The sequence below is a fragment of the Emticicia sp. 17c genome (genome assembly GCF_037153985.1).
In the GTDB taxonomy this organism is placed as follows: Bacteria; Bacteroidota; Bacteroidia; order Cytophagales; family Spirosomataceae; genus Emticicia.
In genome coordinates, this window is sequence record NZ_JBBAYI010000001.1 from 1,006,368 (window position 1) to 1,017,875 (window position 11,508).

General features: G+C 39.7%; 9 protein-coding genes. 6 read left to right on the top strand and 3 right to left on the bottom strand.

Annotated features, from left to right (window positions below; translation table 11 throughout):
- Nucleotides 1–42 precede the first annotated feature (42 nt).
- From WAA15_RS04225 to WAA15_RS04245, 5 genes are all read left to right on the top strand, one after another.
- Nucleotides 43–630: an AraC family transcriptional regulator gene (locus WAA15_RS04225; RefSeq protein WP_337041226.1), complete on the top strand. Its 588-nt coding sequence runs from the start codon at nucleotides 43–45 to the stop codon at nucleotides 628–630.
- Between the two features lie 61 nt (nucleotides 631–691).
- A complete protein-coding gene (locus tag WAA15_RS04230; protein ID WP_337041228.1) occupies nucleotides 692–1,441 on the top strand; it encodes a heavy metal translocating P-type ATPase in 750 nt (249 codons plus the stop codon).
- 64 nt (nucleotides 1,442–1,505) lie between these two features.
- Nucleotides 1,506–3,761 (top strand): TonB-dependent receptor, encoded by a 2,256-nt coding sequence (locus WAA15_RS04235; RefSeq protein ID WP_337041229.1) that lies wholly within the window; start codon nucleotides 1,506–1,508, stop codon nucleotides 3,759–3,761.
- A gap of 59 nt (nucleotides 3,762–3,820) precedes the next feature.
- Nucleotides 3,821–4,861: a YncE family protein gene (locus tag WAA15_RS04240; protein WP_337041230.1), complete on the top strand. Its 1,041-nt coding sequence runs from the start codon at nucleotides 3,821–3,823 to the stop codon at nucleotides 4,859–4,861.
- Nucleotides 4,862–4,885: 24 nt separating this feature from the next.
- Nucleotides 4,886–5,236: a heavy-metal-associated domain-containing protein gene (locus tag WAA15_RS04245; RefSeq protein WP_337041231.1), complete on the top strand. Its 351-nt coding sequence runs from the start codon at nucleotides 4,886–4,888 to the stop codon at nucleotides 5,234–5,236.
- Nucleotides 5,237–5,325: 89 nt separating this feature from the next.
- Here WAA15_RS04245 and WAA15_RS04250 read toward each other — a convergent pair whose 3' ends face one another.
- Together WAA15_RS04250 and WAA15_RS04255 are read right to left on the bottom strand one after the other, a co-directional pair.
- The gene (locus WAA15_RS04250; RefSeq protein WP_337041232.1) at nucleotides 5,326–7,224 is read right to left on the bottom strand and encodes an ABC-F family ATP-binding cassette domain-containing protein; all 1,899 of its coding nucleotides are present in this window, start codon (nucleotides 7,222–7,224) and stop codon (nucleotides 5,326–5,328) included.
- A 58-nt stretch (nucleotides 7,225–7,282) separates the two neighbouring features.
- The gene (locus tag WAA15_RS04255) at nucleotides 7,283–8,149 is read right to left on the bottom strand and encodes a carbon-nitrogen hydrolase (protein ID WP_337041233.1); all 867 of its coding nucleotides are present in this window, start codon (nucleotides 8,147–8,149) and stop codon (nucleotides 7,283–7,285) included.
- 329 nt (nucleotides 8,150–8,478) lie between these two features.
- Here WAA15_RS04255 and WAA15_RS04260 point away from each other — a divergent pair, with 329 nt between their 5' ends.
- On the top strand, nucleotides 8,479–10,221 hold the full coding sequence (locus WAA15_RS04260; protein WP_337041235.1) for a gliding motility-associated C-terminal domain-containing protein: 1,743 nt from the start codon (nucleotides 8,479–8,481) through the stop codon (nucleotides 10,219–10,221).
- A 4-nt stretch (nucleotides 10,222–10,225) separates the two neighbouring features.
- Here the strand turns inward: WAA15_RS04260 and WAA15_RS04265 are convergent, their stop codons facing one another.
- Nucleotides 10,226–11,299 (bottom strand): Ldh family oxidoreductase, encoded by a 1,074-nt coding sequence (locus tag WAA15_RS04265; protein ID WP_337041236.1) that lies wholly within the window; start codon nucleotides 11,297–11,299, stop codon nucleotides 10,226–10,228.
- Between the last annotated feature and the right edge of the window lie 209 nt (nucleotides 11,300–11,508).

Genomic DNA, 11,508 nt, shown 5'->3' on the forward strand with positions numbered 1-11,508 from the left:
AATAAGCCATGACTTTATTCTATTCATATCAAATAAGGTTTTATGCAACTATTAATCAAAAATATGGTTTGCAGCCGATGTGTTCGTGTTGTACGTGAAGAACTAGAAAAAATCGGCATTAGTGTTTCTAAAGTAGAATTAGGAATAGCAACCATCAGTTTGTCGCCTGATAATGGTCAATACAAGCTCATTCAATATACTCTTGAAAAAGAAGGCTTTGAACTTATACAAGACCACCGAGCTGGTATTATTGAGAACATCAAGCACCTGATTATTGATGAAATTCATCATAATAAAGGAAATAAATTAAGTTCACAGAATTTCTCCGATTTTCTTGTCAAAAAATTAGGTTACGACTACTCATATCTGAGTAGTCTGTTTTCATCTGCCGAAAAAATCACTATTGAAAAGTATATTATAGCTCAGAAAATTGAGCGTACAAAAGCCTTGTTGCTTAATGGTGAAACCAGTCTTTCTGAAATTGCTTGGCTACTTGGTTACAGCAGTGTAGCGCACCTTTCTAATCAGTTTAAGCAGATTGAAGGGATAACTCCCAGCGAGTTCAAACGGCTCAACCAGAATACACGCGTCTCTATCGACTCAGTCAAAAATCATGTAACTGTTCTGTAAAATTCTGTAATACTGTACCCAAATACAGCTATTACCTTTGTATCATTAAATAATTACCAAAATGACACATACTTATGAAGTTACAGGCATGACATGTGAAGCCTGCGAATATAAAATACAACATGTATTATCGAATGTTGAAGGGGTAAAATCAGTTACGCCAGACAGAACTAATAATGCTGCCACTATTGAAATGGATAAGCACATTCCAACTTCCAGATTTCAGGAGGCATTAAAGCCATATCCGAAATATACAATTAGTGAAAAAGTTGATCTACCCGCTACACACACAATGGCATTTGAAGAGGAAGCACCTAAAAGTTGGCTAGCTACTTACAAGCCTTTGCTATTGATTTTTACTTTTATAACGGGGGTGTCAGTCATTACAGCTTTCCATGCAGGTATTTTCGAGATAGCTCATTTTAGTGCCATGCACTTCATGAACCACTTTATGGCTGGCTTTTTTCTGGTTTTCTCATTCTTTAAATTGCTTAACCTCAAAGGGTTTGCTGAAAGCTACGCCATGTATGATTTACTGGCAATGAAAGTACCATCCTACGGTTATGTTTACCCATTTATTGAGTTGGCTTTGGGAATAGCCTATCTGGTAAATTTTCAGCCTGTTACAACCAACATAGCTACAATTGTAGTCATGGGTTTTAGCTCCATTGGCGTTATCATGAGCGTATTAGATAATAAAAAAATCCGTTGTGCGTGCCTCGGAGCCGTTTTTAACTTGCCTATGAGCACCGTAACAATTATTGAAGATTTATTAATGGTAGCTATGGCAGCTGCAATGTTAGCAATATAAATAATAAAGTCAGGCTTCGGCCAGTGATAAAAGTAAAGGGCGCAGCCCCTGAAAATATTACCACATGAACCATTTAAAAGAAATAAAAAATATTGTTTTCTGTTTCGTATTAGTGCTATTGACATTTACTGGTTTTGCGCAAAACGTAACCGGTATAGTGCTTGATAACAGCAACGGAAAAGAAGAGGCTATTATAGGGGCCACAGTGCATTGGGCAGGTACTAAAGTAGCTACTCAAACAGATGTAGAAGGTAAATTTAGTATTCCGCGCACTAAATCAACGCAGCTTATTATCAGTTTTGTAGGCTATAAAACCGATACGTTGACTATCACGAATGAAACTGACCTGAAAGTCTATCTGAAATCAGAAAACCAATTGCAGGAAGTAGTCGTAAAGAGTGGGTCAACCGCCATTGACCGATTATTGCCGCATCAGACAGAAATTATTACCACAAAAGCGTTAGCCAAAGCAGCTTGTTGTAATTTATCTGAAAGTTTTGAAACCAATGCCTCAGTTTCGGTAAGTTATTCCGATGCAGTTACTGGTGCCAAACAAATACAATTGCTAGGGCTGGCGGGTACTTATGTGCAAATGAATGTAGAAAACGTACCTTCGCTTAGGGGTCTGGCTACAACATTCGGGCTGAATTATATACCCGGCACGTGGGTACAATCAATTGATATAGGCAAAGGAGCAGGGTCGGTTATTAATGGTTATGAGTCGATGACAGGTCAGATAAATGTAGAATTACAAAAACCTGATTTAGCCGAAAAAGTTTATCTGAATACTTACGTAAACAGCCTCGGCCGTGGAGAAGTAAACCTCAATCTGGCTAAAATATTGAAGTCTGACAAAGGTAAACCCAAATGGTCGGTTGGTCTGTTAACGCATGGCTCTACCTTGCAGACGAGTATCGATAAAAACAACGATAATTTTTATGATTTGCCTAAATATACGCAAGCAAATTTTATCAATCGCTGGAAGTACGAATCCGATAAAATGATGGCGCAGTTTGGGGTTAAGTTTTTGCATGAAGACCGACTGGGAGGTCAAATTACCCAAAATCCATTGTACCTCAACAGCATCATCTATCGTTTTACCAATAATACAAATCGTGTGGAGTTTTTCTCTAAAACTGCCAAACTGTATCCGAACAAACCATACCGTGGTTTAGGAGTCATACTAAACGGCGTTATTCATGATTCAAAATCACAATTTGGGTTCCGACCTTATGACGGCAGGCAAAACACGGTCTATGGAAATCTGATTTATCAGGACATCATAGGTAATACGAATCATACTTATAAAACAGGTATTAGCTTTTTGTATGATGATTTCAGAGAAAGATTTGCCGATACACTCATGACCCGAACCGAAATAGTGCCGGGAGCATTTTTTGAATATACCTATAAGTATCTGGATAAATTTACAGCAGTAGCAGGTGCCAGAACTGATTTCCATAATATGTACGGAACCATTTTTACACCACGACTCCATGTTTTATATAATATAAATCCAGATAATGCACTTCGGGTTTCGGCAGGGAAAGGATTCAGAACTCCTAACCCATTTGCCGAATACTTTGGAAACCTTGTAAGTTCGAGAACGGTCAGGTTCCTAGATAAAATAAAACCCGAAATCAGTTGGAACTTTGGCCTTAGCTATACAAGACACTTTGGCAAATCGAATGTAATTCTTGATGTGTACCGAACACATTTTGTAAATCAGTTAATTGCAGATACCGAGCATCCTCAGTTTTTATATTTTTACAATTCAGAGGGCAGTTGGAATACCAAACGGAATTATGCAACCTCAGCCCAGATTGAGCTAAATCTGGTGCCAGCAAACCGACTTGAATTTAAAATTGCTTATCGTTACACCGATGTATGGCAAACTTTAGGTAAGCCTTATAAACAAGATATTACCATCAGGAAGATGTTTATTCCAAGAGATAGAGTGCTATTTAATGTGGGCTATGCCCTACCCTATGAAAAATGGAAATGGGATTTAACCATACAATATAATGGCACAAGGCGTGTACCTAATTTATCGCCAAGCTACCAGCATACGAGTTATGAAAGTATGCCGATACAATACGCTCCGGCATTTGTGAATATTAATGCACAGGTATCACGCTCGTTTCGGCGTTGGGACTTATATCTGGGCGGAGAAAATCTGAATAACTTTACTCAGAAAGATCCGATTGTAACACCAGAAACTCCATTTGGCTCTCGGTTTGATGCCGGAAGTGCCTGGGGACCAATTGTTGGACGCATTATTTATTTCGGTACAAGGTACAAACTTGGGGGAAGGATTTAGTACCACAAACATACTCGGTACATTCTTTGAGCGTTACAATTGAAAACAAATTTTGAATAATGAAAATTTATTTAGCACTTGGCTATTCTTTATTGCTGTTATTAACTACTGCGTGCAAAGAACAGAAGAAGTTCGTTGAAGCAAATATTAATTTTCCGGCAGCTTATGTGGTGAATGGGGCAAGTAACACCATTTCGGTGATTGATTTGAATGAAAATGTTGTGAAGAAAAGCATTCAGTTAACTGATTTAGGAAGATTTCCTCATCATATTCATTTGTCGCCCGATGGCAAAAAGTTATCAGTAGCTTTGCCAGAATTTGACTTTACACAAAATCATGACATACTGCACCAGTCTAATGATAAGAAGGGTGGAATTGCAGTTATTGATGCCCTGAATGGCAAATCGTTACTTAAAATACCGCTCAACAGGGTAAATTTTAATGCAGTTTTTTCGGCTGATAATTCTGAAATCTGGACGGCTTTAACCAATCATTCAGGCGAAATACATGTTTTTGATGCTAATACAGGGGAGCAAAAATCTGTTATCGCTTTAGGTGCTGACCCCACCGAGGTAGTTTTTACAAAAGATGGTAAATACGCCATAGTAGCTTTGGGTGAAAGTAGTTTTATAGTAGCAGTAAACACCAAAGTAAAACAAATTGAAAAATATGTTAAGGTAGACCCCTTCCCGACTAATGTATGGGCTTTAAGCGATGGTAAAATATATGTAGAAAATAAAAACCTGAAAACAGTAAGTATCGTAGATGCTGAAACCCTAAATGTTGAAGAGTTTATTGATTTGAATTTCAAACCCGGTCAAATGGCATATAACAAGTCTTTGAATGAACTCTGGATTTGTCAGGCTGGAGAAGACAAAGTAGCTTGCTTTGAGCGTAAATCGAACAAATGGGTATTAAAATATACCATCGTTACCAATGCTGATGCCCATGCAGTGGCTTTTTCAAAAAATGAAAAAACTGCTTATGTAGTAAATCAACAGGGTAATACGGTTTCAGTTATCAATACCAGTACACACCAAAAAATCAAAGATATACCAGTAGGGCTAAATCCTAATGGAATTGTTTTAAAAGAAGAATAATTATACAACTAAATAGTACATACAATGAAAAACTCCATTTTAATCTTATTTTTCGCTTTAATTATCAACGGATTAGCCTTTGCAAACCCTCCCGGCTCGGCAGAAGTTAAAATCAAGACTTCGGCTATATGTGGGATGTGCAAAAAACGTATCGAACGTGACCTCGGCTTAACCAAAGGAATTGTTAACTCAAACCTTAATCTGGACGACAAGGTGGTGACTGTTACTTATAATCCGAAAAAGACAAATCCTGAGAAAATCAAAAAAGCCATTTCAAAAATTGGCTATGATGCCGATGAAGTTGTGGCAGACCAGAAGTCGCACGATGCGCTGCCAAGCTGCTGTCAAAAAACTGCTGAAGCACACAAAGACTGATAGTATTTTAGGAATATATACAAACAAAAACCTTCTGTTAGCTTTTGTACTTACAGAAGGTTTTGTTTTATTAAAAGACTAGATAGTTTTTAAGCTATTTCCATCATTTTGCTTTCCCAAAGCTGGTTCTGCTTTACTAATTCTGCTTTGGTTTGCTCGTATTCGGCATTTGCTTTTTGTAAAGCTGCATTATCTCCGAAAATAGTAGGGTCAGCCATTTTTTCTTCCAGAAGTGATTTTTGCTTTTCCAGTTCAGTAACTTTTGCCTCTATTTCTTCAATTTCACGTTCTAGTTTTTTTTGCTGGTTCTGATTTTTTGTATTCTCAACAACCTGAACAGTTTTTTCCTCTTTCTTTACGGGTAGTGCAACAGGAGCCGACTGGCGATTAGCCTTGTTTTCTTCCACCCATGTTTCATATTCGTCATAAGTACCCGGATATTCTTTAATTTGATAGTCTTCAATATACCAGATTTTGTTAGCAACCTGACTTACAAAGTGACGGTCGTGAGAAACAACTACGTAAGTACCTTCGTATTGGTCAAGGGCCTGAATCAGAATATTTACCGACTGCATATCCAAGTGGTTGGTAGGCTCATCGAGTAGCAGGAAGTTTGCTTCAGAAATTAACACCTTAGCTAATGCTACGCGAGATTTTTCACCTCCTGAAAGTACCTTAATCTTTTTGAATACATCTTCTCCCTGAAATAGAAAACATCCTAATACCAAGCGTAACTCTGCCTCAGTTTTACTTGAATCGGCATATTTAAGCTCTTCCAGAATGGTTTCATCCAGATGCAACGACTCTAACTGGTGCTGGGCAAAGAATGAGAAGTTTACGTTATGGCCTAGTTTTCTGGTCCCATCTATTGGTTCAGTTCCGGCAATAATTCTTAATAAGGTTGATTTACCCTTACCATTGGCCCCAATCAAAGCAATTTTATCGCCTCTTTCGATGCTTATGGTTGAGTCTTTCAGAATAACTTTGTCGCCGTAAGCCTTATTAATATGCTCTAGTGCCATTACATGACGCCCCGGATTAACGCTAAACTTAAACTTGAAATGTACGCGGGCGGTTGCATCAATTACGTCGTCAATCAGTTCGAGTTTATTGAGTGCTTTCACCCTTGACTGTACCTGCCGTGACTTTGACGCTTTTGCTTTAAAGCGTTCAATAAAGCGTTCTGTCTGGCGTATTTGTGCCTGCTGGTTCTCAAAGGCACTCTTCTGAATTTCGTTTCTAAGAGCTTTTTCTTCAATAAAGAACGAATAATTACCCGAGTAAGACCACAGTTTGTTCTGTGTTACTTCTACGGTTGTGTTACAGACATTATCAAGAAACTCACGGTCGTGCGAAACAACTATTACAGCGTTTTCATAGTTAACAATATATTTTTCAACCCACTGAATCGAAGGTAAGTCAAGGTGGTTGGTAGGCTCATCGAGCAATAACAATGCGGGTTTTTGCAACAGCAATTTAGCCAGCATAACGCGCATACGCCACCCACCCGAAAATTCTTTTAGGGGTTTGTGTAGTTCTTCTGTTCTGAAACCCAACCCTTCAAGGATTTCTTCTGCTTTCGATTGAATAGTATACCCTCCGAGGTGGTCGAACTCTTCCTGCAAATGCCCCAGTTTATCAACCAGTTCATCACGGTAGTTAACTTCCATCTCGTGCAATATCTTATCAATTTCAGTCTGGAGATAGTTCTCACGCTCAAAAGCCTGCATGGCTACCGCCAGAATAGAATCTGAGGTTTGGTAAGAAAGTAAATCCTGATTCAGGAAACCAATGGTACAATCACCAGCTTTTGTGATGCTTCCACCATCAGCCTGATATTCCCCAACGATTAGTCTTAATAACGTAGATTTTCCCATCCCGTTCAGACCAATCAGCCCAATTTTATCTTTTGGTTTTATTTGTAAGTTCGCTCCATCAAAAATGGCTCTTCCGCCAAAAAAGAACGATAAATTATTAATTGTAAGCATTTAACGGTTTTATTAACACATCGGCAAACCGATGTTTTTTTTTCTCTGGATAGTGTTATTAATCTATAAACCTCTTTAAAATTGGCTCGTAGCTGTCAATTCTTCTGTCTCTTAGATAAGGCCATGTTGTACGATATTTTTCTGTTAGCCCTAAATCAATCTCCTGAACATGTACCTCCTCTTTATCGTGCGATGCCAGATATAGCAAACTGCCGAAAGGATTTGCCACAAAACTACCACCCCAGAATTGCTGTTCAGCTTCACGCCCTACCCTGTTAACCGATACCACATGCACGCCATTAGCTACGGCATGGCTCCGTTGGATAGTCTGCCATGCATTATATTGCTCAAGGTTCACTTCGCTTTCACCCTCGTTTACGTCCCAGCCAATAGCTGTCGGATAAAACAAAACTTCAGCACCCATTAATGCTGTAATACGCGAAGCCTCAGGATACCACTGGTCCCAGCAGATAAGTACACCTATTTTAGCAAACTTTGTATCAAAAACCTTATAGCCTAAGTCACCCGGAGTAAAGTAGAATTTTTCGTAATAGCCCGGGTCGTCGGGTATGTGCATTTTGCGGTATTTACCCAGATAACTCCCATCGGCATCAATTACGGCTGTGGTGTTATGGTACAAGCCTGCAGCTCTTTTTTCGAATAAAGAAGCTATAATTACAACGTTGTGTTCTTTGGCTACTTCTGCCAACGTACTGGTAGTAGGCCCCGGAATAGCCTCTGCCAGATTAAAGTTGTTGTGGTCTTCTACGTCACAAAAATAAAGCGAGGTAAACAACTCTTGCAGACAAACAATATTTGCACCTTTCTCAGCCGCTTTTTTTATTCCTTCAATGGCTTTATTTATATTTCCTGCAACATCGGCCGTACAAGACATCTGTACTAAGCCAACTTTGATTTTCTTCATGTATTTTGTATTCTGTGAACTGCAAAATTACAAAAAAATATCATATTATTTCAGTGATATATAAGGCAGCTAATGCTGAAACTTATTGGAAATGATTTCTATGTGCTTTCAATTGGCCAATTCTGTACTGGCTAGCTATCTTTTGCATTTACTGTAAGCGTGTTTACTATTTTAAAAAATTATTATTTTTACAAAGCAACTTATAGCCAACGAATTATAACAATTCTTCGTCTATATAACCAGTATGCTTTCAAGGCAAAACACGCTCCTTATCTACACCCATAAAAAACCAGTATGAATTAGATTTTTACTCAAACCTATATATTGCCATGAAAAGAATAGTACCCGTTTTATTCTTTCTGTTTTGTAGGCTATGGGCAGGCTACGCACAAATAGCTAATTGCTCAAATATCGGTTTTGAAACAGGCACTTCTGAAGGCTGGGGCTTATCGTATGGAACGGTGTATGACTTGAATCAAAAATTTTATTATGGGTTTGAGAACCCGGGTACCCGTGATAAAGACCATTACGTTACAAGCCTTAGTGATGGAAACGACCCTAAAATTAAAAATGAAGCTATTCCGATGGTTGCTCCGGGCAGTACACACTCCATCAGAATAGGAAATACCGAAACAGGAAGCCGTTTTGCTCGTATCCGCACCTCTTTTGTTGTGAATCCTGACAATACATTATTCCAATATAAATTTGCGATTGTTCTTGAAAACGACCAGTCGGGGCATACCGCCTACCAGAAACCGGGCTTTACTATTATTGTAAAAAATGAACGTAATCAGGAACTAGTCTGTAACTCATTCGATGTACAGTTATTATCTGATGGCAGTGCTGACGGATTCAAGTCTCAAGGACTTTACCAATATAAAAACTGGACAACCGGAGCAATTGATTTAAGAGATTATATGGGGCAAACCATCACGGTTGAGGTAACGGCTCATGGTTGTACCGAACGTTCACATGAGGGCTATGCTTACTTTGATGCGCAATGTCTGAAATCTGAAATTACGGCTACTTCAATATGCCCCGACCCTGACGGGTATCTTACCCTGAAAGCACCCGATGGTTTTAAAAAATACACATGGAATACTGGCGAAACAGGCCCTACTATTAAAGTAAAAGCTAAATTAGGCGACCCGTACTATGTAAAAGTTGTGCCTTTGGGAAGTATCAGCGATGACTGCCAGTTACGGCTCGATTATACAATCAAATATCAGCGTGGAAGCAGTGAATTACACATTTCTGTTTGTGAAGGTGAGAAATTCAGGGTAGAAGACGAAGATTATACCGCCGCGGGGCAGTATGTCAAGAACATTAACCGCTACGGACTTTGTGACAGCACCGTTACCTTAAACCTTTCGATAAAGCCCCTAACCCGACACACAGAGGATATTACAATATGTAAGGGCGATATGTATAAAGTAGGCACCATGAACTATTCGGTGGCCGGAACCTATACCACGCGTGTGTCGCACCCGTCGGTATGCGACAGCATCGTTACAACGCATCTCAGTATCAGAAATTTCGATTTACCTATACAACCCCATGACTTTACCCTGATGCTTGGCGACAGCATTGAACTCAATGCCGCGGCTAGTCCGGTTGGTAATTACACGTATGAGTGGCTGCCAGATAACAATACCGTTAATTGCTACACCTGCGCCCGAACATGGGTTAAACCCCTCGACAACACTACTTATAAAGTGATGGTAACCGACGATTTATGCAAAAAAGAAGATGCTTTTCGGATAATGGTAAATACTTGCAGCACCATTTATGCACCACAGGCTTTTTCGCCTAACGAAGACCATGTAAATGACATATTTTTTATCTATGGCGCGCGGTGTGTGCGAGAAATAACAGAATTGCATATCTATAATCGTTGGGGAGAGATTATGTTTTCTAAAAAGAACATCCCACCCTCTGACGTAACTCATGGGTGGGATGGCACCTATGCCTCTGAAAAAGCACCTGCCGGAATTTATACCTATAAAGTACTTATTCAGTTAAGCGATGGAACAATAAACGAAAATCTGGGCACAGTAACGCTGTTACGATAAATATTTAAAATTTTACACCAAATCTTTCGCCTAAGCCTTTTAAATCTTCCACTACTTTGTCATTCAAAGGTATACCCTCCGAACGTCTGATTTGCTCCAATTCACGTTCGGGGTCTCCCGGTATTAATACAGGATGCCCGTCAATATGTTTGGCAGCTCTGAACCGCTCAATCCATGTATCCATACTTGCTTTAAACTCCTCTTTAGGCCGGAAACCATCAATTCGCATCGCTCCCAAAAAATGCCCTGTACCTTTGCCTACCTGCTCGGCTGCCACCCCATGAAACCCCGCCGTAGCAAATGGCGGCACCCACGGCCCAAAGTTAGCACCAGACAAAACACCCGAAAAAATATCGACCACAGCCCCAAGTCCATAGCCTTTATGGCTGCCGTGTTCCCTGTCGCCTCCTAAGGGTAATAAACCACCCCCATTCTTGATAGCATTCGAATCGTCAGTTGCTTGCCCTTGTGCATCCTGAACCCACCCAATTGGTGCGGGTAAGCCTTTGCGCTGCAATATCTCAAGTTTTCCGTAAGCTACCGCAGTGGTAGCAAAATCAGCAACAAAAGGCGGTTGTTTTCCGGCAGGGACCGAAACCGCAATCGGGTTGGTTCCTAGCATTTTCTCGGTAGCAAAGGTAGGTACAACCAGCGGTGCGGCATTGGTCATGGCCCAACCTATCATATCATTTTGCAACGCCAGCATTGAATGATACCCCGCAATACCAAAATGGTTAGAGTTTTGTACGGAAATCCAGCCCGAACCATACTTTTTGGCCTTTTTCATAGCCACTTGCATAGCAAACGGAGCTACTACCAGCCCTAAGCCTTTATCGCCATCAATAACAGCCGTTGAAGGTGTTTCATGCACAATTTTTATTTGCGGAGTTGGGTTCAGCCGCCCGTTATCGTACAGGCGTACATAGCCAGCCAGTCGGGCTGTTCCATGAGAATCAACCCCACGGAGATCTGCCGATATAAGAACGTCAGCTGCTAGTCGGGCATCTTTAGGTGAGCATCCTAGTGCTTTAAATATTTTTTCAGTAAAGTTTCTTAATCTTTTTTCTTTAATTTTCATTTTTCTCAAATCAATCAATCATTAATAAGCCTTTCTCTTTCCATTACTAATTTCACCTACATACTGTAACAGAATTATTTTTTGGCAAAGGAAAATAAAACTACGGCAAAGCAAATATTTTTTCTTAAAATTGTCATCACAAACGCTTAAATTTTCAGTTAAGCGTTTGCGTTAATAACAAAAGTTCAACTACAATATTTAATCAAAAA

Bases quoted from the DNA above. Each gene is read 5' to 3' on its own strand.
- WAA15_RS04245 (WP_337041231.1), top strand. From the start codon at position 4,886: ATGAAAAACTCCATTTTAATCTTATTTTTCGCTTTAATTATCAACGGA.
- WAA15_RS04225 (WP_337041226.1), top strand. From the start codon at position 43: ATGCAACTATTAATCAAAAATATGGTTTGCAGCCGATGTGTTCGTGTT.
- WAA15_RS04265 (WP_337041236.1), bottom strand. From the start codon at position 11,299: ATGAAAATTAAAGAAAAAAGATTAAGAAACTTTACTGAAAAAATATTT.
- WAA15_RS04240 (WP_337041230.1), top strand. From the start codon at position 3,821: ATGAAAATTTATTTAGCACTTGGCTATTCTTTATTGCTGTTATTAACT.
- WAA15_RS04230 (WP_337041228.1), top strand. From the start codon at position 692: ATGACACATACTTATGAAGTTACAGGCATGACATGTGAAGCCTGCGAA.
- WAA15_RS04250 (WP_337041232.1), bottom strand. From the start codon at position 7,224: ATGCTTACAATTAATAATTTATCGTTCTTTTTTGGCGGAAGAGCCATT.
- WAA15_RS04255 (WP_337041233.1), bottom strand. From the start codon at position 8,149: ATGAAGAAAATCAAAGTTGGCTTAGTACAGATGTCTTGTACGGCCGAT.
- WAA15_RS04260 (WP_337041235.1), top strand. From the start codon at position 8,479: ATGAAAAGAATAGTACCCGTTTTATTCTTTCTGTTTTGTAGGCTATGG.
- WAA15_RS04235 (WP_337041229.1), top strand. From the start codon at position 1,506: ATGAACCATTTAAAAGAAATAAAAAATATTGTTTTCTGTTTCGTATTA.